Annotated in this window: 21 protein-coding genes; 13 read left to right on the forward strand and 8 right to left on the reverse strand. The window is 73.7% G+C overall.

The features are described 5' to 3' along the window. Positions 1-110 precede the first annotated feature (110 nt). Complete coding sequence (locus tag AH6_RS34575; RefSeq protein WP_067488666.1) at positions 111-803, forward strand: HIT family protein; 693 nt, start codon at positions 111-113, stop codon at positions 801-803. Here the strand turns inward: AH6_RS34575 and AH6_RS34580 are convergent. The 4 genes from AH6_RS34580 to AH6_RS34595 all read right to left on the reverse strand — a co-directional run bounded on the left by AH6_RS34580 (position 770) and on the right by AH6_RS34595 (position 3,545). Next, the gene (locus tag AH6_RS34580; RefSeq protein ID WP_067488667.1) at positions 770-1,726 is read right to left on the reverse strand and encodes a carbohydrate kinase family protein; all 957 of its coding nucleotides are present in this window, start codon (positions 1,724-1,726) and stop codon (positions 770-772) included. The genes AH6_RS34575 and AH6_RS34580 overlap by 34 nt on opposite strands. Beyond that, entirely contained in the window at positions 1,726-2,205 is a 480-nt protein-coding gene (locus AH6_RS34585) for an NUDIX domain-containing protein (RefSeq protein WP_067488668.1), read from the reverse strand. The genes AH6_RS34580 and AH6_RS34585 overlap by 1 nt, the downstream gene beginning before the upstream one ends. 97 nt (positions 2,206-2,302) lie before the next feature. Beyond that, positions 2,303-3,181, reverse strand: a complete 879-nt coding sequence (locus AH6_RS34590) for a hypothetical protein (protein ID WP_067488676.1) — start codon at positions 3,179-3,181, stop codon at positions 2,303-2,305. 16 nt (positions 3,182-3,197) lie between these two features. Beyond that, positions 3,198-3,545 (reverse strand): PadR family transcriptional regulator, encoded by a 348-nt coding sequence (locus AH6_RS34595; RefSeq protein ID WP_245679598.1) that lies wholly within the window; start codon positions 3,543-3,545, stop codon positions 3,198-3,200. A 166-nt stretch (positions 3,546-3,711) separates the two neighbouring features. On the opposite strand from AH6_RS34595, the gene AH6_RS34600 reads away from it, so the two are divergent. The 9 genes from AH6_RS34600 (at position 3,712) to pheT (ending at position 14,062) form a co-directional block, all read left to right on the forward strand. Further along, positions 3,712-5,595, forward strand: a complete 1,884-nt coding sequence (locus AH6_RS34600; protein WP_067488682.1) for a CASTOR/POLLUX-related putative ion channel — start codon at positions 3,712-3,714, stop codon at positions 5,593-5,595. Between the two features lie 279 nt (positions 5,596-5,874). Beyond that, on the forward strand, positions 5,875-6,573 hold the full coding sequence (gene infC, locus AH6_RS34605; protein ID WP_083983769.1) for a translation initiation factor IF-3: 699 nt from the start codon (positions 5,875-5,877) through the stop codon (positions 6,571-6,573). Positions 6,574-6,764: 191 nt separating this feature from the next. Further along, entirely contained in the window at positions 6,765-6,959 is a 195-nt protein-coding gene (gene rpmI / locus AH6_RS34610) for a 50S ribosomal protein L35 (RefSeq protein ID WP_067488686.1), read from the forward strand. A 72-nt stretch (positions 6,960-7,031) separates the two neighbouring features. Continuing rightward, entirely contained in the window at positions 7,032-7,409 is a 378-nt protein-coding gene (gene rplT, locus AH6_RS34615) for a 50S ribosomal protein L20 (protein WP_067488690.1), read from the forward strand. Positions 7,410-7,444: 35 nt separating this feature from the next. Next, the gene (locus AH6_RS34620; protein ID WP_067488691.1) at positions 7,445-8,260 is read left to right on the forward strand and encodes a TrmH family RNA methyltransferase; all 816 of its coding nucleotides are present in this window, start codon (positions 7,445-7,447) and stop codon (positions 8,258-8,260) included. Positions 8,261-8,566: 306 nt separating this feature from the next. Beyond that, positions 8,567-9,085: an STAS domain-containing protein gene (locus tag AH6_RS34625; protein ID WP_083983770.1), complete on the forward strand. Its 519-nt coding sequence runs from the start codon at positions 8,567-8,569 to the stop codon at positions 9,083-9,085. A gap of 178 nt (positions 9,086-9,263) precedes the next feature. Then, positions 9,264-10,355, forward strand: a complete 1,092-nt coding sequence (locus AH6_RS34630) for a sensor histidine kinase (RefSeq protein WP_067488733.1) — start codon at positions 9,264-9,266, stop codon at positions 10,353-10,355. A 120-nt stretch (positions 10,356-10,475) separates the two neighbouring features. Further along, positions 10,476-11,585 carry a phenylalanine--tRNA ligase subunit alpha gene (gene pheS / locus AH6_RS34635; protein WP_067488696.1) on the forward strand — a complete coding sequence of 370 codons (1,110 nt, stop codon included), beginning with the start codon at positions 10,476-10,478 and terminating at the stop codon, positions 11,583-11,585. Then, complete coding sequence (gene pheT, locus AH6_RS34640) at positions 11,585-14,062, forward strand: phenylalanine--tRNA ligase subunit beta (RefSeq protein ID WP_067488701.1); 2,478 nt, start codon at positions 11,585-11,587, stop codon at positions 14,060-14,062. Before pheS ends, pheT begins: the two co-directional genes overlap by 1 nt. 62 nt (positions 14,063-14,124) lie before the next feature. Here the strand turns inward: pheT and AH6_RS34645 are convergent, their stop codons facing one another. Next, positions 14,125-15,687, reverse strand: a complete 1,563-nt coding sequence (locus AH6_RS34645) for a transcriptional regulator (protein WP_067488703.1) — start codon at positions 15,685-15,687, stop codon at positions 14,125-14,127. A 345-nt stretch (positions 15,688-16,032) separates the two neighbouring features. Between AH6_RS34645 and AH6_RS34650 the strand changes: the two genes are divergently transcribed. Continuing rightward, positions 16,033-17,649 (forward strand): ABC-F family ATP-binding cassette domain-containing protein, encoded by a 1,617-nt coding sequence (locus tag AH6_RS34650; RefSeq protein WP_067488705.1) that lies wholly within the window; start codon positions 16,033-16,035, stop codon positions 17,647-17,649. Between the two features lie 48 nt (positions 17,650-17,697). Here the strand turns inward: AH6_RS34650 and AH6_RS34655 are convergent, their stop codons facing one another. From AH6_RS34655 to AH6_RS34665, 3 genes are all read right to left on the reverse strand, one after another. Beyond that, positions 17,698-18,576: an ABC transporter permease gene (locus AH6_RS34655; RefSeq protein WP_245679600.1), complete on the reverse strand. Its 879-nt coding sequence runs from the start codon at positions 18,574-18,576 to the stop codon at positions 17,698-17,700. After that, on the reverse strand, positions 18,573-19,538 hold the full coding sequence (locus AH6_RS34660) for an ABC transporter ATP-binding protein (protein ID WP_067488707.1): 966 nt from the start codon (positions 19,536-19,538) through the stop codon (positions 18,573-18,575). The genes AH6_RS34655 and AH6_RS34660 overlap by 4 nt, the downstream gene beginning before the upstream one ends. A 68-nt stretch (positions 19,539-19,606) precedes the next feature. Further along, positions 19,607-20,212 carry a MarR family winged helix-turn-helix transcriptional regulator gene (locus AH6_RS34665; protein ID WP_067488709.1) on the reverse strand — a complete coding sequence of 202 codons (606 nt, stop codon included), beginning with the start codon at positions 20,210-20,212 and terminating at the stop codon, positions 19,607-19,609. 166 nt (positions 20,213-20,378) lie between these two features. Here AH6_RS34665 and argC point away from each other — a divergent pair, with 166 nt between their 5' ends. Next, positions 20,379-21,407: an N-acetyl-gamma-glutamyl-phosphate reductase gene (argC, locus tag AH6_RS34670; RefSeq protein ID WP_067488711.1), complete on the forward strand. Its 1,029-nt coding sequence runs from the start codon at positions 20,379-20,381 to the stop codon at positions 21,405-21,407. Beyond that, positions 21,404-22,561: a bifunctional glutamate N-acetyltransferase/amino-acid acetyltransferase ArgJ gene (gene argJ, locus AH6_RS34675; RefSeq protein ID WP_067488712.1), complete on the forward strand. Its 1,158-nt coding sequence runs from the start codon at positions 21,404-21,406 to the stop codon at positions 22,559-22,561. The genes argC and argJ overlap by 4 nt, the downstream gene beginning before the upstream one ends. The last annotated feature ends 18 nt before the right edge of the window (positions 22,562-22,579 follow it).

A 22,579-nucleotide genomic window follows, 5' to 3' on the forward strand; every position in this document is an offset into this window, starting at 1 on the left:
CCGTTTCGCCAGTTTCCGCAACCTTCCGGTACCGCCGATCTGACCGCCCGCGTACAGATCACCGGGGCGCGCCGCCGGGCACGTTCTGTGACGACCCCCGGGGAGGCGCGGTGACCGAACGCTCGGAGCCCGACTGCGTGTTGTGCCCGCCGCTGCGGTTCCGGCTGAACGCCATGGCGGACCTGCCGGGCGCGTCGGCCGTGCTGGCGGCGGGCGGCGGCCTGTTCCTGATGCCGGACCTGGCGCCGCTCGCCGACGGGCACCTGCTGCTGGTGTCGGAGGAGCACCTGACGTGCGCGGGCGAGTTCGACGCCGCGCTGTGGACGCGGGCCCGCCGCTGGCGCGACCGCGTCGCCCGCCTGTACGAGACCGCCTACGGCAGCCCCGACCTGGCGCTGTTCGAGCACGGCCCGGGGAGCCCGCAGGGCGGGGGAGCGTGCATCGACCACGCGCACTGGCATCTGCTGCCGTCGGTCACCGGGATGCGGGCGGTGCTGGAGGCGTTCGGGCGGCCCGGGGAGGAGGGCTCCCACGGCGCGCTGCGCGCCCGCTTTCGCGCCGGGCGCTCCTACCTGCTGGTCGAGGAGGACGGGATCGCCACCGTCCACCCCGGCGACGGCGCGCCGAGCCAGTTCCTGCGCCGGGCGGCCGCGCTGGCGCTGGACGGGCGCGCCCCGGCGGCCTGGCGCTGGCAGGAGAGCTTCGGGCTGCCCGACAGCCGGGCGCGGTTCGCCCGCACGCTGGCGGCGATGCGCCGGGCGGCCGGGGGTCAGGAGCCCGAACGGGCCGACAGCCACCAGTAGATCTCCGCGGTCGCGAGGCGGTCGCCGAACCCGGCCCGCTCCACGCCCGGCCCGTACCCGGTGTCGTACTCCAGCAGCAGATCGCCGTTGCGGTAGGCGACGGCGTGCTCCATCGAGCCGGGCCCGTACCGCAGCAGCCACAGCGGGCGGCCCGGCGCGAGCCCGTCCAGCGCGGGCAGCAGCGCCCGGACCCCGGCCGCGTCGCCGGGGGCGGCCCGGCCCAGCAGCCGCGCCACGGTGGGCACCTCGCAGATGACGACGTCGGCCAGGCACAACGTCTGCGCCAGCTCGGCGGCGGCGAGCCGGGAGTCCACGTCGTGCGGGACCACGTCGAAGACCACCAGCGTCCCGGCCCGGCGCGCGATCCCGGCCGCCAGCCGCAGCGCGCCCGCCGAGATCGGCGACAGCAGCGCGTACCCGTCGGTGCAGAGCACGTCGGCGCGGCGGATCTCCCCGGCGGCGCGGCGCACGTCGGCAGCCGACAGGCGGCGGCTCGGCGCGTGCTCCTCGGCGACCAGCAGCCGCACCCCCGGCCCCTGCTCGGTGGCGCGGTCGCGCAGCATCACCGACACCGCGTTGGCCGCGCCCGGCTCGGCGCACAGTAGGTCACGCACGCCCAGGCGGCGCAGCTCGCGCCGGATCGGCGCGGTGAAGTCGTCGTCACCGACCTTGCCGACCACCGCCACGCGCCCGAAGTAGGCGGTGGCGCGGCGGGCCAGGTTGACGGCGGTCCCGGCGACCAGCACACGCGCGGGCGCGTAGGTGAGCCGGTCGGCGGTCAGCTCGGTGAACCGCAACTCCGGCAGGGCCGCGCGCACCTCGATCCGCACGTCGCCCATCACCACCATCGCGAAGCGCCGGTCGGCGACCCCCGCCAGGCCCGGCCACGCCACCGGAGGGCGCGGGACGCGGGCCCGGTCCATCAACGAACCGCGCGCAGCCGCAGAAAGGCCCGCAGCACCGGCCGCAGGCTGGGGATCAGCTCGAACCCGGCGACCTCGGGCAGCGGCACCCAGGTGGGGTCGGCCAGATGGTCGGAGGCGGTCTGGTGGACCATGCTGACGTCCAGCGACAGCGGCCGGCACTCCCGCGCGGCCGCCACCACCCGCACCCGGTCCCGGCCGTCGGGCATGAACCACTGCCACAGGTGGAACGGCGGCCCGGGATCGACCTTCAACCCGACCTCCTCCCACACCTCGCGCCGGATGTGGTCGTCCAGATCGAGGTCGGCGGCGGCCTCCAGCCGCCCGCCCGGCACCTCCCAGCGGCCCGGATGGTGCGGGTCGGCGGCGGTCTTGCGGACCAGCAGCAGCCGGTCGCGGTCGCAGATGAACGCCTTCTGCGCGAACTCCAGCCGCGGCAGCGAGGGGGCGGTCCGGGAGGCGGTCCTGGGAGCGGGCATCGCGGGTCTCTCCGTGGCACCGGCCCGAGGGGGCCGTCCTGGCCCTACGGTAACAACCGGGACGGCTCCAGGCCCGGCCCCAACGGGCACAACCCCGTCACCCGGCGCCGCCCGCCCCGAGCAGCAGCGCGGCGCGCCAACCGAGCATCAGCAGCGGGGCCGCCAAGGGGACGGCCAGCACGACCGCCGCACGCCGCCCGCCGGCACTGCGCAGCAGCATGACCCCGGCGGCCGCGCCCGCGACCGCCGTCGCGGCCAGCGGGGGCCCGTTCCCCAGGGGCGTGGAGAGGTCCAGCAGCCGGGAGCCCGCCAGTACCGCGGCGCAGGCCGCCACCACGGCCAGTCCGACCCCGGTGCCGCCCAGCAGCCGCACGGCCCGGCGCGGTCCGGGGGACACCAGGACGGCGGCGGCGAGCATCAGCAGGAGCAACCCCGGCGTCACCGCGCGCAGGGTCATCGTGACGAAACCCGTTCCCCCTTCCCAAGGCTGCGTGACCATCTGGAACACTGCGGCGGCGACCGCCACCACGGCAGTGGTCCGGCGCAGTCCGGCCAAGGCGAGCACGGCCGCCGTCCCGGCGGCGAGCCAGGCGGGGGCGGCGTTGAACATGTCGAACGTCAACAAGCCGCCGGGCACTATCTCCACCAAGACCACTTCCTGCTCCGCGAGCCTCGCGACCAGGACGGCGTCCAGCGCATAGCGCAGGGTCAGCGCGAGCAGCAGCAAGGGCGCCAGCAGCGCGGTCAGCGCGGCGGCGTCCGGCCAGCCCGCGCGCCGCAGCCGCTCGGGGGTATAGCGGAACCGCAACCACAACCCGCCGCAGATCAGGTCGGTGGCCTCGCTGAACGGGGGACGCGAGCGGCCCGGCTCGGCGGTGGCCAGCAGCACGCCGAGCATCTCGTCCTCGTGGACGCGGCGGTGCTCGGCCGGGTACCAGCGCAGCAGCCGCCGGTACCGGTCTTCGAGGGTGCGCAAGGGGAGGTCCTCTCGGTCAGGCGGGGGAGCCGTCGCCGCGCAGGCGGGGCAGGGCGGCCAGGCGGCGGGTGGCGAGTTCGGCGCGGGCGCGCAGGCGTTCGGCCTCGGTGGCCAGGCGCTCGGCCCCGGTGTCGGTCAGCGCGTAGTAGCGGCGCAGGCGGCCGTCCACGATCTCCTCGCGGTCGGCGGCGATCAGGCCGTCGCCCTGGAGGCGGTCCAGCGCGGCGTACAGGGTGCCCGCGCGCAGCCGGACGCGGCCGCCGGAGATGCGCTCGACGTCGGTGATGATCCCGTAGCCGTGCCGGGACCCGCCCGCCAGCGCGGTGAGGATCAGGAACGTGGGCTCCTGCATCTGCCTGCTCATGTGATCTGTATATATCGGCCGACGGTATATCTCAACAGGCCAGGGTGGGCGCGCGGTTGCCCCCGGCCCCGCCGGGTATCCCAGTAGCCGCAGTTCAGCGCGGTGGGGCCGGGCGCATCCGGCCGGGCACGGGGTTCTCGCAGCACGGTTCCCGGAGGGAGATCCTTTGAGCAGACCGACGCTGGGCCGTCGCTCTAAGTACTGGTTCGACAACACCATGTCCCGGGGCACCCCCGCCCTGATCGGCTGGCTGGCGCTGGTCTCGGCCGTCCTGGTGGTCGTGCTCAGCGCGCTGATCGTCGTGGTCGACGGCGGCGGCCGGGCCACCGCGTCCGGCGCCCTGGCGGAGATCTGGAAGAACACCGTCGACACCTTCAAGCTCGGCGAGGCCACCACCGGCAGCTGGCCGCACCGGGGCCTGGTGATCGCGCTGGCGCTGGCCGGGCTGTTCTTCGCCAGCGCGCTGATCAGCCTGCTCACCAAGGGCGTGGACAACAAGATCGTCGAACTGCGCAAGGGCCGCTCCCGGGTCGTGGAGAAGGGGCACACCGTCGTGCTCGGCTGGTCCGACCAGGTGTTCCCGGTCATCTCCGAGCTGGCCGCCGCCAACGCCAGCCGGCGCGGCGGCTGCGTGGCGGTGCTGGCCGACCGGGACCGGGTGGAGATGGAGGAGGAGATCCGCAAGGTGGTCGGCCGCACCGGCCGCACCCGCGTGGTGTGCCGCACCGGCAGCCCCGTCGACCCCGGCGACATCGACATCGTCAGCCCGCAGACCGCGCAGTCGATCATCGTGCTCGCCCCGCCCGGCGCGGCCCCCGACGCGCACGTCACCAAGACGCTGCTGGCCATCACCAACAGCCCCACCCGGCGCGCCGGGCCGTACCACATCGTCGCCCCGGTCAAGGACGCCCGCAACCGCGCCGCCGTCCGGCTCGCCGGCGGCGAGGAGACCGTGCTGGTCGACTCCGACGACATCGCCGCCCGCCTCATCGTGCAGACCTCGCGCCAGTCCGGCCTGTCGGTGGTCTACCAGGACCTGCTCGACTTCGCCGGCGACGAGATCTACATGACCGCCGAGCCGGGGCTGACCGGCCGCACCCTCGGCGAGGCCCTGCACGCCTACCCCGACTCCTCGGTCATCGGCCTGCGCCGGGCGGGCGGCGCCGTCGAGCTCCGCCCCGACCTGGACACCGTCGTCGCCGCGGGCGACCAGATCATCGCCATCTCCGCCGACGACGACACCGTGCTCACCGGCCCCTGGGACGGCCGGGTCGTCGAGGAGGGCATCGCCGCGGTCCCCGACCGGGCCCCGCGCCCCTCGCGCACGCTGGTGCTCGGCTGGAACCGCCGCGCCGCCATCATCGTCCGCCGCCTCGACGGCCACGCCGCCCCCGGCTCCCGGCTGGACGTGGTGGCCGACGACCCCGACGCCAAGGCCGAGCTGGAACTGCTCCGGCCCGCCCTGCGCAACCTGGAGACCGCCTTCACCCTGGGCGACACCGGCACCCGCGCGGCGCTGGAGTCGTTCGACATCGCCTCCTACGCCAACGTGATCGTCCTGTGCCGGGACGACGCCGACGCCCAGTACGCCGACAGCCGGGTGCTGATCACCCTGCTGCACCTGCGGCAGATGCAGAGCGAGAGCGGCCGCCGGTACGCGATCGTCAGCGAGATGAGCGACGACCGCAACCGCAGGCTCGCCCAGGTCGCCAGGGCCGACGACTTCATCGTCGGCGACAAGCTGCTCAGCCTGCTGATGGTGCAGCTGTCGGAGAACCGGCACCTGGCTGAAGTGTTCGGGGACCTGTTCGACCCCGGCGGCGCCGAGATCTACCTCAAGCCCGTCGAGGACTACGTGCTGCCCGGCGTGGAGATGACCTTCCACACCGTGGTGGAGGCGGCCCGCCGCCGCGGCGACATCGCCGTCGGCTACCGGGTCGGCGCGCGGACCCAGGTCCCGCCCGCCTTCGGCGTGGTGCTGAACCCCGCCAAGGACCGGCCGCTGACCTTCGCGGCGGGCGACCGGGTGATCGTCCTGACCGACGACTGACGGCGCGGCGGCCGGGCCTGGCCACCGTCAGAGGACGGGCCGCGGCCGGGCTCCGGCGCGGGTTCGCCGCATCCTCCCGCAGGTGATAGTCTTGGGAGCTGACCGGCCCGGTACGCACGCCCGCAACGGCGGACGCTCCGGGCGCTCAAGCGGAGGCCACCTCCCACCTGACCGGCTCGCGGGCCGGCGGGTCTCGGTCCGGTGTCCAGGCGCTTCGCCGCCCGGAACGCCGTCGTCCGCGTCGCCACTGGGCGTCGCGGCGACCGAAGGTGGCCCCGCATGCGAGTCGTGCGGGGCTTTTTGCGTGAAGGCCCAGGGGTACGACCGGTCCCACAGCCCAAGGAACGGCCCCAAGGAGGTCCCATCAGCGCCGAACCGCGTATCAACGACCGCATTCGCGTGCCCGAGGTCCGGCTCGTCGGCCCGAACGGCGAACAGGTGGGCATCGTTCCCATCGCCAAGGCCCTTGAACTCGCGCGTGAGTCGGACCTCGACCTGGTCGAGGTGGCGCCCACCGCGCGCCCGCCCGTCGCCAAGCTCATGGACTACGGCAAGTTCAAGTACGAGTCCGCGATGAAGGCGCGTGAGGCGCGGAAGAACCAGGCGCACACGATCATCAAGGAGATCAAGCTCCGGCCCAAGATCGACCCGCACGACTACGAGACCAAGAAGGGTCACGTGGTGCGGTTCCTCAAGGCCGGGGACAAGGTCAAGGTGACGATCATGTTCCGCGGCCGCGAGCAGTCGCGGCCCGAGCTCGGTTTCCGGCTGCTGCAGCGGCTCGCCGACGACGTCGAGGAGCTCGGCTTCGTCGAGTCGCGGCCCAAGCAGGACGGCCGAAACATGATCATGGTGATCGGTCCGCACAAGAAGAAGGCGGAGGCCAAGGCGGAAGCCAAGGCCGAGCGCGCCCAGCAGGCCGCCGACGAGGCCGCCGAGCAGGCCGCCGAGCAGGTCTCGGACGCCGGTACCGCCTGACGGCCCGGCCGGGCCACCGGGGCCGGTCCGCGGGCCGGTCCCGATCCTGACGGTCCCGCTCCGGCGGGACCTGGACGCACCTACATTGAGCCTGACCGAGGCGCGGTCCACGTGACCCGTAGATCGCGCCCGTCAGGCGCGCCTCCGTGCCGCCGCGCGGAGGCCCCGAAGCAGAGGGAGACGACGGCGCCATGCCGAAGACCAAGACCCACAGCGGTGCCAAGAAGCGCTTCAAGCTGACCGGCTCCGGCAAGGTGATGCGCCGCCGCGCCAACAAGAACCACCTGCTTGAGCACAAGCCGACCAAGCGCACCCGCCGCCTGGACGGCCCGGCCGTCGTGGCCCCGGCCGACGCCAAGAACATCAAGAAGCTGCTGCGCAAGTAAGCGCCGCAAGACCCACCGTCTGTACGACCGGCCGGAGCCGAGAGCCCCGGCCCCCACGAAGGAGTCCAACACGTGGCACGCGTGAAGCGGGCGGTCAACGCCGCCAAGAAGCGTCGGGTCGTCCTGGAGCGGTCGAGCGGCTACCGCGGCCAGCGGTCGCGTCTGTACCGCAAGGCCAAGGAGCAGCAGCTCCACTCCATGACCTACGCCTTCCGGGACCGCAAGGACCGCAAGGGGCAGTTCCGCCGGCTGTGGATCCAGCGCATCAACGCCGCGGCCCGCGCCAACGGCATCACCTACAACCGCTTCATCCAGGGCCTGAAGGCCGCTGAGATCGAGGTGGACCGCCGCATGCTGGCCGAGCTGGCCGTCAACGACGCCGCCGCCTTCACCGCCCTGGTGAAGCTGGCCCAGGACGCGCTGCCCGCCGAGGGCAGCCAGGCCGCCTGACGGCGACCGTAGCTGTAGATAGCGAGTAACTGCGTATGGCGGGCCGCGAGCTGACCTCTGTCCGATCACCACGGGTGAAGGCGGCTCGCCGGCTCGCCAAACGTGCCTTCCGGCGCCGCGAGCGCCGCTTCCTGGCCGAGGGCCCGCAGGCGGTGCGCGAGGCGCTGCGCATCCCCGGCGGCCTCGCCGAGCTGTTCGCCACCGCCGAGGCCGAGACCCGCCACGCCGACCTGATCCAGGCGGCCGAGCAGGCGGGCGTCCCGATACTGCGGGTCAGCGGCGAGGTCATGGCCGAGCTGGCCCAGACCGTCACCCCGCAGGGGCTGCTGGCGGTCTGCGAGTTCGTCGACGTCTCCCTCGACGACGCGCTCGCCACCACCCCGCGCCTGGTGACCGTCCTCGCGCACGTGCGCGACCCCGGCAACGCGGGCACCGTCCTGCGCACCGCCGACGCCGCCGGGTCCGACTCGGTGGTCTTCACCGACGCCTCGGTCGACCCCTACAACGGCAAGTGCGTGCGCGCCTCGGCGGGCAGCCTGTTCCACCTGCCGGTGGTGGTGGGCCCGCGCTTCGACACCCTGATCCCGGAGCTGAAGCGCGCCGGGCTCACCGTCCTGGCCGCCGACGGCGCGGGCAAGCGCACCCTGGACGAGGCCATCGACGACGGCACCCTGGCCCGGCCCACCGCGTGGGTCTTCGGCAACGAGGCGTGGGGCCTGCCCGAGGAGATCCTGCAACACGTGGACGACGTGGTGCGCGTCCCCATCTACGGGCACGCCGAGAGCCTCAACCTGGCGACCGCGGCGGCGGTCTGCCTGTACGCCTCGGCGCGCGCCCAGCGGCAGGGCTGAGCGGCTCCGGGGCCCGACGGCCGGCCTGACGCGCCTGTCGGGCCATTGTCAGCGTGAGCTGCCCGGCGTCACTGTGCGTCACCTTTTCCCGCCTGGCCGCAACCGGCCGCGCTCAGGGCCTTTTCCAAAGCTCTGAGCTGCGAGCATGGACCCGTATGGGAGGCGTGCGGGGGGCCGCTCCCCGGGTCCGGCTCGTTCCGAAGGAGGAGCGGGATACCAACCCGGCGGCGGATTCACGCGTCTCATCGAATGCCTACGGTGTTGACGAGGGCGGCGATGAGGCCGTGCGAAGTGGGGGCGAACGTGATGACCGACGACAACACGGCGGTCCGCAGGACGAGCCGCAGGCCGGCGGCGGTGCGGTGCGGGGGCGCACCCGAGGCCGACCGCGGCGTGGGGGCCGTCCGGGTGCGCGAGGGGCGCGCGTGGGCCGACCCGTCGTGGGGCGAGCCGCCCGAGCTGCGCGTCACCGTGGCGCGCACCCGGGGCGAGACGGCGGTGGCCGCGGTGACCGGCGAGATCGACCTGCGCACCGCCGACACGCTGCGCGCCCGGCTGGTCGAGCTGCACGCCGCCGGGTTCCGCACGCTGGTGGTCGACTTCGCCGGGGTGCCGTTCTGCGACGCGACCGGGCTGGGGGCCCTGGTGGCGGTGCACAACCACCTCGCCGAGCAGGGCGGGGAGATCCGGCTGGCGCGGGTGCGCCCGGCCCAGCGGCGGCTGCTGCACATCACCGGGCTGTACCGGCTGTTCCCCGTCGAGGACGAGCCGGGCAGCGCGCCCGGCGGCGTGCCCGGTCACGGCGGCCCGTCGGCCCGCCGCTGACCTCCGGCGATCCGTCGCCGACCCGTCGCCGGGGCCACAAAAGCCTTGCCGCGAGGGCTTCTCCGGGTCCCGCGAGGTGGCCGACTCCGGATAGAGTCTGTTCTCGACAGGCCGCGTATTCACCGGTGTTCTGGAGGCCGTTGTGGGCGGAGAGGAATCCCCGCACGTGCCGCAACGCGTGCCCGCGGATCCGGGGGAGGGCGGCCCCGCCGCCGACCCGGCCGGCGCTCTGGCCGACGACCTGCCCGACGGCCTGCTGGTGGCCGACCGCGACGCACGCGTGGTGGTGTTCAACGCCGCCGCCTCCCGCATGACCGGCATCCCCGCCGCCGCCGCGCTCGGCCGCGACTTCCGCGACGTGCTGCCGCTGCACGACGCCGAGGGCCGCGACTGGTGGAAGTGCCTGGCCCCCTACGACGGCCTCGCCACCCGCACCCGCCACCCCGAACGCCCCCTCTACCTGCCCACCGGCACCGAGCTGCTGGTCACCGCCGGCTACCGGCGCGACGACCGGGGCCGCGTCGAGCGGTTCACGGTGTCGCTGCGCGACGCCGCCCACCGCGCCCGCCTGGAGCGCGACCGCGCCGACCTCGTCTCCACCGTCGCGCACGAGCTGCGCTCCCCGCTGACCAGCGTCAAGGGCTTCACCGCCACGCTGCTGGCCAAGTGGCACCGCTTCAACGACGACCAGAAGCGCGTCATGCTGGAGACCGTCAACGCCGACGCCGACCGCGTCACCCGGCTCATCACCGAGCTGCTGGACGTGTCGCGCATCGAGGCCGGGCGGCTGGAGATGCGCCGCCAGGTGGTGGACGTCGCCGAGGAGATCCGCAAGATCCTCGCGGGCCGGGTCGCGGCGGGCGACGCCGAGGACCGGTTCCGCTTCGAGGTGCGCGGCGAGCTGCCGGAGATGTGGCTCGACCCCGACAAGGTCGACCAGATCCTCGGCAACCTGGTGGAAAACGCGGTGCGGCACGGCGCTGGTACTGTCACGATCGTGGTGGAGCCGGACGCGCACAAGGAGGGGGCCGCGGTGTCGGTACGCGACGAGGGCGAGGGCATTCCGCCCGAGGCCGCCCAGCGCGTGTTCCGGCGGTTCTGGCGCGGTCCCGGCGGCAACCGGCGCGGCGGCACGGGCCTCGGCCTGTACATCGTGAAGGGCCTGGTCGAGGCGCACGGCGGCACCATCACCGTGCAGCGCGCCCCCGGGGGCGGCGCCGAGTTCCGATTTACCCTGCCCGCCGGCGCCCCGGACTACGCCGCCTCCTGAGCGAGGCGCCGCCCGACGGGCCCCGAGCGGGCGGCGCGGCACGCGCACGCTGTTCCGGAACCTCACCGTCCGCGCACTAGACTGCGGACGTCCCACGCCGACCGGAGTTGTCACACCACCATGTCTGCACCCAACAAGTCCTACGACCCCGTCGAGGTGTCCGCGTTGCAGCCCGAAGAGCTCGACGGCGCCCGCGACCGCGCCCTGGCGGCCATCGCGGCCGCCACCGGCCTCGACGACCTCAAGCAGGTCCGCCTGGCGCACGCCGGCGACCGGTCCCCGCTGGCGCTCGCCAACCGGGAGATCGGCGCGCTGCCGCCGCAGGCCCGCGCCGAGGCCGGCAAGCGCATCGGCGCCGCGCGCGGCGCGGTGGCCCAGGCGCTGAAGGCCCGCCAGGCCGAGCTGGAGGAGGAGCGCGACCAGCGCGTCCTGGTGGAGGAGACCGTCGACGTCACCCTCCCCTGGGACCGCGCGCCGCGCGGCGCCCGCCACCCGCTCACCACGGTCCAGGAGCGCATGGCCGACGTGTTCGTGTCCATGGGCTTCGAGATCGCCGAGGGGCCCGAGGTCGAGGCGGGCTGGTTCAACTTCGACGCGCTGAACTTCAAGCCCGACCACCCGGCCCGCTCCATGCAGGACACCTTCTTCGTGGAGGCCGAGGAGAGCGACCTGGTGCTGCGCACGCACACCTCGCCGGTGCAGGTGCGCTCGCTGCTGTCGCGCGAGCTGCCGGTGTACGTGGTGGTGCCCGGCCGCACCTACCGCACCGACGAGCTGGACGCCACGCACAGCCCGGTGTTCCACCAGCTCGAAGGGCTGGCGGTGGACGAGGGCCTGACGATGGCCGACCTGCGCGGCGGCATCGACGCGTTCGTGGCCGGGATGTTCGGCGAGGGGCTGAAGACGCGGTTCCGGCCGTCGTACTTCCCGTTCACCGAGCCGTCGGCCGAGGTGGACATGCAGTGCTTCGTGTGCCACGGCGCGTCGGTGGAGCCGGGCGCCGAGCCGTGCCGCACCTGCTCGTCGGAGGGCTGGATCGAGCTGGGCGGCTGCGGCATGGTCAACCCGCGGGTGCTGGTGGCCGCGGGCGTGGACGCCGAGCGCTACAGCGGCTGGGCGTTCGGCCTGGGCGTGGAGCGGACGCTGATGTTCCGCCACGGCGTCGAGGACATGCACGACATGGTGGAGGGCGACGTGCGGTTCACCCTTCCGTTCGGGACGGAGATCTGATGCGGGCCCCGCTTTCCTGGCTGCGCGAGTACGTCGAGCTGCCCGCCGAGGTGACCGGCCGCGCGCTGGCCGCCAAGCTGATCGACGCCGGGCTGGAGGTCGAGACCGTCGAGCAGGCGGGCGCCGACATCACCGGCCCGCTGGTGGTCGGCGAGGTGCTGACCATCGAGGAGCTGACCGGCTTCAAGAAGCCGATCCGCTACTGCACGGTCAACGTCGGGCGGGCCAACGGCACCGGCGAGCCGCAGGAGATCGTCTGCGGCGCGACCAACTTCGCCGTCGGCGACCACGTCGTGGTGATCCTGCCGGGCGGCGTGCTGCCCGGCGGGTTCCAGATCGGCGCGCGCAAGACCTACGGGCGCATGTCCGCGGGCATGATCTGCTCGGTGACCGAGCTGGGCATCGGCGACGACCACAGCGGCATCCTGGTGCTGCCGCCCGGCACCGTGCCCGGCGACGACGCGATCGAGCTGCTCGGCCTGCGCGACGACGTGCTGGACATCGCCGTCACGCCCGACCGCGGCTACGCGCTGTCGATCCGCGGCATCGCCCGCGAGGCCGCCACCGCCTACGGCGTGCCGTTCACCGACCCCGCCGCCGTGGAACTGCCCGCCGGTGAGGGCGAGTCCTACCCGGCGGCGATCGCCGACCCGACCGCCTGCGACCGGTTCGTGCTGCGCGAGGTGCGCGGCTTCGACCCGGCGGCGCGGACCCCGCTGCGGATGCAGGTGCGCCTGTTCCGCGCCGGGATGCGGCCGGTGTCGCTGGCGGTCGACGTCACCAACTACGTGATGCTGGAGCTCGGCCAGCCGCTGCACGCCTTCGACCGGGCCAAGCTCACCGGCCCGATCATCGTGCGGCGCGCGGCGGCGGGCGAGAAGCTGGAGACCCTCGACCACGTCAAGCGCACGCTGGACGCCGAGGACATCCTCATCACCGACGACTCGGGCCCGATCTCCCTGGCGGGCACGATGGGCGGCCTGGCCACCGAGATCGACGAGAAGTCCGCCGACATGGTGATCGAGGCGGCGCACTTCGACGAGGTCGGCGTGGCGCGCATGGTGCGGCGGCACAAGCTGCACAGCGAGGCGTCCTACCGGTTCGAGCGCGGCGTCGACCGCGAGCTGCCGCTGCACGCCTCCTACCGGGCGGCGCGGCTGCTGGCCGAGCTGGGCGGCGCGGAGATCGTGCCGGGCGTCACCCAGGCGGAGGCCCCGGTCGCGGCGCGCACCGTCACGATGGCTGCCGGGCACCCCGGCAAGGTCGCGGGCGTCGCCTACGACCGCGCCACGGTGGTGAAGCGGCTGGAGCAGGTCGGCTGCACGGTCGAGGGCGAGGACACCCTGACGGTGACGCCGCCGTCGTGGCGTCCCGACCTCGGCGACCCCAACGACCTGGCCGAAGAGGTCATCCGGCTGGAGGGCTACGAGAACATCCCCTCCCGCGCGCCGCGCCCGGCCGCGGGCCGGGGCCTCACCCCGCGCCAGCGGCTGCACCGCCGGGTCGGCCGCGCGCTGGCGGGCGCGGGCTACGTCGAGGTGCTGAACTACCCGTTCACCGCCGAGAAGGACGCCGACGCGCTGCTGCTGCCCGAGGGCGACGCGCGCCGCCGCGCGCTGCGGCTGGCCAACCCGATGTCGGAGGACGAGCCGCTGCTGCGCACCACGCTGCTGCCGGGGCTGCTGAAGTCCCTGGCGCGCAATGTGGGCCGCGGCTTCGGCGACGTGGCGCTGTTCGAGACGGGCCTGGTGTTCCGGCCGCGCGAGGGCGCGCCGTCGCGCGCGCCCCGGCTGTCGGTGGAGCACGGCCCGTCGGCCGAGGACATCGCCTCGGTGGACGCCGCGCTGCCCGACCAGCCGCGCCGGGTGGGCGTGGTGCTGGCCGGGGAGTTCGAGCCGTCGGGCTGGTGGGGCAAGGGCCGCCCGGCGACCTGGGCCGACGCCGTCGAGGCCGCCCGCGTGGTGGCCCGCGAGGCGGGCGTGGAGCTGCGCGTCGAGGCCGACCGGCACGAGCCGTGGCACCCGGGCCGCTGCGCGGCGCTGTACGCGGGCGACGTCCTGCTGGGCCACGCCGGTGAGCTGCACCCGCGCACCATCAAGGCGTACGGGCTGCCGCCGCGCACCTGCGCGATGGAGCTGGAGCTGGACCGCCTGGCCGGTCCCGGCACCGTCGTCGCGCCGCCGGTGTCCACCTACCCGGTGGCGACGCAGGACGTGGCGCTGGTGGTGGACGGCGCGGTCCCGGCCGCGCGCGTGGAGACGGCGCTGCGCGACGGCGCGGGCGAGCTGCTGGAGTCGGTGCGGCTGTTCGACGTCTACACCGGCGAGCAGGTGGGCGAGGGCCGCAAGTCCCTGGCCTACACGCTGCGCTTCCGCGCGCCCGACCGCACGCTGACCGCCGAGGAGGCGGGCGCGGCCCGCGACGCGGCGGTGGCGGTGGCGACCGAACGCACGGGCGCGGCCCTGCGCGGCGCGTAAGGCGAACACGACGGAACGGCCCGCGCCCCCGGATTTCCGGGGGCGCGGGCCGTTCCGCTGTGTCAGGCCCCGGAACCGAGAGCGGGCGAGGGCGCGGTCTGCGCCAGCACTTCGCGCAGCTCGCGCACGGCGGCCCGCTGGCGCTGTTCGACCGGCACCGCCCGCAGCACCGCTCTGCCCGTTTCTCCGATCACGTGACTGCGCTGCTGGGCGGGCAGCTCCGCCAGGATGTCGGCCGCCTGCCGGACGCCGGTGTCGACGCCGCCTTTGATCACGGTGCACTGGGCTTCGTGGAGACCGACATTGGTCCGGTACTGGTAGTCGAGGCCCGGCGTCTCCAGGACCCGCGCACGGGCGTCGGCCGCCGGGCCCTCGTCGCCGGTGCGGGCGTACACCCAGCTCTGCGCGAAATGGAACGAGCTGATGAGGATCTGGTCGGAGTAACCGTGCTCGGCCGCCGGTACCTGGCCGGACAGCAGCTCCGTGACGTCGGCCAGCGCGCGGTGGGCCTCTTCGCGGCGGTCTTCGAGCGCCAGTGCCTTCGCCCGGTGGCAGCCGGCCATCACCAGGCCACTGCGGGCAGGGCCGTCCGCGAGGTGCCCAGCCTGCTCGGCCAGGTGCAGGACCATGGCGGGAGGGCGCTGGCCGTAGAGGCCGCACCCCGCCTCCTCGGCGCGCACCATGAGGCGCAGATCCAGATCCTCTGACCGGTCGGCCGCCGCCTTGGCCGTGCGCCACCAGCGGATGGCGGCCCCGTCCTCGCCGAGCCGGGTGAGGGCGTTGGCCAGCACCGTCGACAGGGCCGCGACGACGCGCTCCAGTTCGGGCTTCTCGCGCGGGCCCGCCGTGGCCAGCTGCCGACGGACCGCGATCAGGTCGATGATGAGAGCGTCGCGCACCTGCGCGGGCGACCGGCTGGCCAGGCCGTACCGGTGGTCGAGGTAGGCCAGGTGCCATTCCTCCAGGGTGCGCGGCTCGCTGTCCAGGGCGTCGGCGAGGAGCTGCCGGACGGGCTCGCCACTCGAACCGAGGGCTCCCGCCCCCAGGCCGAGGGCGGCCAGCAGCAGTCGCCGACGCTCCATGTCGTCCTCATCGTCAAGGCGGATGGTCTCTTCCACGCTAACCGCTGGGAGACCCGGCGGAACGGAGGAGGCCGACTCGGCGGGGACGAGGGCTATCAACTTTCCTTGGGCGTCGAGGGCGGTGTCCAGGCGTTCGGCCAGGGGGCGGGACGGGAGGACCAGGTCATTGGAGATCATGACGAGGTCGGACACGTCGCAGCCGGCGGTCTCGGCCAGTTCGCGCAGGTGCACGCCGCGCCAGGCCATTAGGCGGGTGAGAGTCTTGCCGAAGGTCGGCGCGGGGCTCGCCGTGCCGAACAGCTCGGCCTCGTCCACGCCGAAGGCCCGCGCGAACCAGGGAGCCCAGTCCCGGGGATAGTGGGTTCCGGCTTCCCAGTAACCCAGTTGACGGGCCAGCGAGCTGATCCGGCGCTCCTGTAAGGGAGCCTCCAGCGCCCCCAGGAGTTGGCGGGCCATGGCGCGTTTGCCCCAGCCGCGCGTCTCACGTTCGGCGCGGATCCGGACGGCCCAGGGTGGGGGAGTGGACGGGGGCTGGTGGCGCATCGACGGGCTCCCTTAGTCGGAGCGTCCATTGTTCGACGCGCGGGTGCCGTGCGCGGGATTTCATCGCGCACTGAGAAAACGGGCGCACGTCTCTTGAGGTGCGTCAGGAGCGCGGGTAGAGTAGTTGGGTCACATTGTCGCCCGGTAGGGGAGTCCTTTGAAGAACTGAGGTCGAGACGCCGCGCGGTAGCCCTTCTGCGGCTCGCGCATCGTGACCTCAGTGTGGACCCCTCGTTCGCCGGGCTTTTTCATGCCTTCTTCGGCATCTGCCTTCCGGTGCGCTGCGTGTTCCGCGGTGTCTCCAACGTGTCCCTGTGCATTCCGACGCGTCGTGGAGGTTCCGTTTTGTCATATTCCATCGTGTGTTCCGACGTCACTTTCGCCTGGGCCGACGGCACCGTCGTGCTGGACGGGCTGAACGCCGTCTTCGGCTCCGGCCGCACCGGGCTGATCGGCCTCAATGGGGCGGGCAAGTCCACCCTCCTCAAGCTGATCGCCGGGGAGCTGGCCCCGGCCTCGGGCACCGTCACCGTCGAGGGCCGGATCGGGTACCTGCCCCAGAACCTGCCGCTCGGCACCGGCAGCACCGTCGCCGACCTGCTCGGCATCACCCCGGCGCGCACGGCGCTGCACGCCATCGAGCGCGGCGAGGCCACCGAGGAGAACTTCGCGGTGGTCGGCGACGACTGGGATGTGGAGGAGCGCGCCCACGCCGAGCTTGCCAGGCTCGGCCTCGGCCACCTCGACCTGGACCGCACCGTCGCGACCCTCTCCGGAGGCGAGACCGTGATGGTCGGGCTGACCGCGCTGTTCCTCGCCCGGCCGGACGTGCTGCTGCTGGACGAGCCCACCAACAACCTCGACCTGGAAGCGCGCCACCGCCTGTACGAGGCGGTGGCGGCGTGGCCGGGCGTGCTGGTGGTGGTCAGCCACGACCGCGAGCTGCTGGACCTGGTGGACGAGATCGCCGACCTGCGCGAGGGCGGCGTGCGCTCGTTCGGCGGCGGCCTGACCGCCTACGAGGAGCTGCTGGAGACCGAGCGCGGGGCCGCCGAGCAGGCGGTCCGCACCGCCGGGGCCGACCTGCGCAAGCAGCGGCGCGAGCTGGCCGAGGCCCAGACCAAGCTGGCCCGGCGCGCCCGGCAGGGCCGCAAGGTCCAGGAGAGCGGCAGCCTGCCCAAGATCCTGATCGGGGCGCGCAAGCGCGCCGCGCAGGTCTCGGCGGGCAAGCACCGGGGCCTGCACGAGGACCGGATCGAGAGCGCCCGGCAGCGGCTCAGCGAGGCCGAGGAGCTGGTCCGGGAGGACGCCGAGATCCGCGTCGAGCTGCCCGCGACCGTGGTCCCGGCGGGCCGGACGGTGCTGGCGGTCGGCGGCCTGCCCGTGCCCGAGGCCAGGCTGGAAACGGAGCCCGAGGACGGCCCGGTGCCCGTCGCGCTGGAAGAGCTGATCGTGCGGGGGCCGGAGCGGCTCGCGCTGGTCGGCCCGAACGGCGCGGGCAAGACCACGCTGCTGCGGCGGCTGGCCGAGGAGGCGGCGGTGCAGGTCCGCTACCTGCCGCAACGGCTGGACGTGCTGGACGACGCGCTGAGCGTGCTGGACAACGTGCGCGCCCAAGCGCCGTCGGCCTCGACGACCGAGGTCCGCTCCGGTCTCGCCCGGTTCCTGTTCCGGGGCGACCGGGCCGACCGCCTCGCCGGGACGTTGTCGGGCGGCGAGCGGTTCCGCGCCGTACTGGCGTCGCTGCTGCTGGCCGAGCCCGCCCCGCAGCTGCTGCTGATGGACGAGCCGACCAACAACCTCGACATGGCGAGCGTCCGCCAGCTCGGCCAGGCCCTGGACGCCTACCAGGGCGCGCTGGTCGTGGTGAGCCACGACCTGCCGTTCCTGCGCTCCCTCGGCGTCACCCGCTGGCTCCACATGGACCGGGACACGGGCCTGACCGAGATCGAGCCGATGTGACCGGGCCCGGAGTGCCCGCCCGGCGACGCGCCGGGCGGGCACCCGCCGTCAGGTCAGCACGCGCTTGGTGAAGGTGCGCGTCGCCCACCAGCCCAGCAGGAGGGTGCCCAGCACCAGCACCGACCCGTAGGCCCAGAACGGCATGTGCTCGATCTGCGGGGTCAGCGCCGCGCGCAGCCCCTCGCTGACGTAGACCATCGGGTTGGCCAGCACGACGATCTGGAGCCAGCGCACCCCGTCCATCGCGGCCCACGGGTAGTACACGCAGCCCAGCATCGTCATGGGCAGCAGCACCAGCGCGAACAGCACCTGCATCTTCTGCGGGTCCATCAACGTGCCGAGCAGCAGCCCGCCCGCGGCCGACAGCAGCGACCCGCACACCATCATCAGGACCAGCAGCGGCCAGTTGCCGACGTGGATGCTGGGCGCCTGCCCCTCGGCGTGGATCAGCAGCACCGCCGGGAACACCAGCAGCCCGCCGATCAGCGCCTGGAGCGCGGCCGCCACGATCTTCTGGACCGCCAGCAGCGGCACCGGCACCGGCGCGAGCGCCCGGTCGGTGATCGAGCGCTGCCAGGACAGCTCCATCATCAGCGGGAAGATCACTGCCATCATGCCCTGCATCACGATCGAGGAGGCGATCAGGCCGGGCACCAGGATGGTGGCGAAGGTGGGGCCGGAGCCCTGCTGGGCGAACGACGCGCCGCCGGTGCTGATCTTGGGCAGCACGTAGGCGAACACGAACACGAACAACACCGGCTGGATGACCACGCGCAGGAACGTGGACAGGAAGTTCTTGCGCATGACCCGCACCTCGCGGGCCATCATCGCCAGGAACGTGCGCGCGAGCGTGGGCCGCCCGATCGGCACGGGCGGAGCGGCCGGAGCCGGGGCGGCGGCGTCGGTGGTGGAGTCGGTGGCGGTCACTCGCGGTACTCCCGTCCGGTCAGGGTGAGGAACACGGTCTCCAGGCTGGGGCGGAGCTGGGAGGCGTCGGTGACGCCGACCCCGGCCGCGGACCCGACCGCGACCAGCTCGCCGAGCACGCCCTCGGGGGCGCGGGCGAACACGCGGACCTGCCCGTCGGTCACCTCGACCCGCTCGACGCCCGCGCGCTCGCGCAGCGCGGCCACGCCCTCGGGGACCGGCCCGTCATAGCCGACGGTGATCACGGTGTCGGCCCCGGCCTCGGCCTTGAGGTCGGCGACGGTGCCGCTGGCCAGCAGCTTCCCGTGGTCCACGACCGCGACCCGGTCGCACAGGGCCTCGGCCTCCTCCATGTAGTGGGTGGTGAGCAGGATGGTCTGGCCCTGCTGCTGGAGGTCGCGCAGCACCTCCCACAGGTTCACCCGGGTCTGCGGGTCGAGCCCGGCGGTGGGCTCGTCCAGGAACAGCACCTCGGGGCGGTGCATCAGCGCCCGGCAGATCATCAGGCGGCGGGCCTGGCCGCCCGACAGCTCGAACGGCTTGCCGTCGCGCCGGTCGCCCATGCCGAACATGTCCAGCAGCTCGTCGGCGCGGCGGCGGGCGTCCTTGGCGTTCAGCCCGAAGTAGCGGCCCCGGAACTCCAGGTTCTCCGCGCCGGTGAGGTCGTTGTCGAGGGTGTTGTTCTGCGAGGCGACGCCGATGCGCCGCTTCACCTCGACGGGGTGGGCGGCGACGTCGAAGCCGCACACCTCGGCGCGGCCCGAGGTGGGCACCACCAGCGTGGTGAGCATCCCGATGGTGGTGGACTTCCCAGCGCCGTTGGGGCCGAGTAGGCCGAAGAACTCACCGGGCGCGACGGCCAGGTCCAGGCCCTGGACGGCGGGCACGTCGCCGCGCGGCGAGGAGTAGGTCTTGTGCAGGTCCACCGTGCGGACGGTGGGCTCGGGGGGAGGTGCGGTCATGCGCGCTCTCCTTCGGAAGAGGCGTCGTGGTCGGGGTCGGGCAGGGGTCGATGGTCAGGGATGGGTGGTCAGGGGCGGTCGGTCGTGCCGGGGACCAGGTCGTCGGGCAGCTCGTCGGGCATCAGGGCGTCGAGGATGTCCTCGGCGGCCTCCTCGACGGCCGCCGAGGAGGTGTCGGCCGGTCCGTCCTGGGACAGCAGGGCGTTGTAGCGCTCGATCAGGCCGAGCAGGAACCGCCGCACGGCGGGCTCGTCCTCGGGGTCCACGAACCCGTACAGGTCCCGCAGGTGGGGGAGCATCCGCGCGGCGGTGCGGTCGACCAGGTCGGTCCCGCTCGGGGTGATGTGCAGCCGCACCACGCGGCGGTCGGCCGCGTCGCGGCGGCGTTCGAGGTGCCCGTTGCGCTCCAGGGTGTCGGCCACGGTGGTGACCGTCGCGGGGGTGACCATGAGCTGGCGCGCCAGCTCCCCGGGACGCTGCCCGTCCCGGCCCACCAGCAGGCGCAACATCAGGAACCCGCTGAGGCTGGTGCCGGGCCGGGCCTCGTCCACCAGCCTGGCGTACACCGCCCCCGAGCGCTGGGCCGCCGTCCCGAACAGCCGGCCGAGCGGCCACTCCTCGATCGGCCCGAACGCCGTGCTCGGCACGTCGAAGCCGAGGTCCCTGCTTTCCATGCCCCCTTCTTAGACCCCTGATTGTTAGGTGTCAAATCCTTAGGTATCTAACTAATATTCATCCAGGTCTTACCGTCCAGATAGTGAGAACTTCGCCCGGCTTCTTTGAATACTCATCCACTCTCATGCATAATCTTGCTCGTTGCTGGAACGAGGGCGGGGGAACATGGGAATCCGAGCGGCGGTAGCGGGCGCCAGCGGGTACGCGGGCGGCGAGGTCCTGCGCATCCTGGCGGGCCACCCCGAGTTCGAGATCGGCACGCTCACCGCGGGCTCCAACGCCGGCACCGAGCTGGGCGCGCACCAGCCGCACCTGCGATCCCTGGCCGGGCGCGTCCTGGCCGAGACCACCCCCGGCACCCTGTCCGGCCACGACGTCGTCTTCCTGGCGCTGCCGCACGGGCAGTCCGGCCCCCTGGCCGAGCAGCTCGGCGACGACACCCTGGTGATCGACTGCGGGGCCGACTTCCGGCTCGCCGACGCCGCCGACTGGGAACGTTTCTACGGCTCGCCGCACGCGGGCACCTGGCCCTACGGCCTGCCCGAGCTGCCCGGCCAGCGCGAGCTGCTGCGCGGTGCCAAGCGCGTCGCGGTGCCCGGCTGCTACCCGACGGCCGTCACGCTCGCGCTGTTCCCGGCGTTCGCCGCCGGGCTGGCCGAGCCCGACGTGGTCGTGGTCGCCGCCTCCGGGACCTCCGGCGCGGGCCGCTCCCTCAAACCCCACCTGCTGGGCAGCGAGACCATGGGGTCGGTCAGCGCCTACGGCGTCGGCGGCGTGCACCGGCACACCCCCGAGATGATCCAGAACCTCAGCGCCGTCGCGGGCGCCCCGGTGACGGTGTCGTTCACCCCGACGCTGGTCCCGATGAGCCGCGGCATCCTGGCGACCTGCACCGCCAAGGCCGCCCCCGGCCTCACCGCCGCCGCCCTGCGCGACGCCTACACCGCCGCCTACGACGGCGAGCCGTTCGTCGCGCTGCTGCCCGAGGGGCAGTGGCCCGCGACCTCGATGACGCTGGGCGCCAACACCGCCCTGGTCCAGGTCGCCCTCGACGAGCACGCCGGGCGCGTCGTCGTCGTGGCCGCCATCGACAACCTCACCAAGGGCACCGGGGGCGGCGCGGTGCAGAGCGCCAACCTCGCCCTCGGCCTGCCCGAAACGCTCGGTCTCACCACGATCGGAGTCTCCCCTTGAGCGTCACCGCCCCCCAAGGCTTCCGGGCCGCCGGCGTCGTCGCCGGCCTGAAGAACAGCGGCGCCCGCGACCTGGCGCTGGTCGTCAACGACGGGCCCTCGCGCGCGGCGGCGGCGGTGTTCACCGCCAACCGCGTCAAGGCCGCGCCGGTGCTCTGGTCGGAGCAGGTGCTCAAGGGCGGCCGCGTGCACGCCGTCGTGCTGAACTCCGGCGGCGCCAACGCCTGCACCGGCCCCGCCGGGTTCCAGGACGCCCACGCCACCGCCGAGCGGGCCGCCGCCGCGCTCGCCACCTCGGCCGGGGAGATCGCGGTCTGCTCCACCGGGCTGATCGGCGAGCGGCTGCCGATGGACCCGCTGCTGGCCGGGGTGGACACGGCCGCGGCCGAGCTGACCCGCGGCGACGGCGGTCTCGCCGCCGCCGACGCGATCCGCACCACCGACACCGTCGCCAAGATCGCCTTCCGGCAGGGCGCGGCCGGCTACATGATCGGCGGCATGGCCAAGGGCGCCGGGATGCTCGCTCCGTCGCTGGCCACCATGCTGTGCGTGGTCACCACCGACGCCGATCTGCCCGCCGCGGCGCTGGACCGGGCGCTGCGCGCCGCCACCGGCGTCAGCTTCGACCGGCTCGACGCCGACGGCTGCCTGTCCACCAACGACACCGTGCTGCTGATGGCCTCCGGCGCCACCGGCGTCACCCCCGACGAGGCCGAGTTCACCGCGCTGCTCACCGAGGTCTGCCACGACCTCACCCGGCAGCTGCTGGTGGACGCCGAGGGCGCCTCCAAGTCCATCACCGTCGAGGTCGTCGGCGCCGACAGCGAGACCGACGCGGTCACCGTCGGCCGCTCCATCGCCCGCAACAACCTGCTCAAGTGCGCCATCCACGGCGAGGACCCCAACTGGGGCCGGGTGTTGTCGGCGGTCGGCACCACCGACGCGGTGTTCGAGCCCGACCACCTCAACGTCGCCATCAACGGCGTGTGGGTGTGCCGCAACGGCTCGTTCGGCGACGACCGCGGCAAGGTCGACCTGCGGCCCCGCGACGTCACCATCACCGTGGACCTGTCGGCCGGCCCGCACAGCGCCACCGTGTGGACCACCGACCTGACCGCGGACTACGTCCACGAGAACTCGGCGTACTCGACGTGAGCGCGGTCGTCAGCGGCG

This window comes from Actinomadura hibisca NBRC 15177, assembly GCF_001552635.1.
GTDB lineage: Bacteria > Actinomycetota > Actinomycetes > Streptosporangiales > Streptosporangiaceae > Spirillospora > Spirillospora hibisca.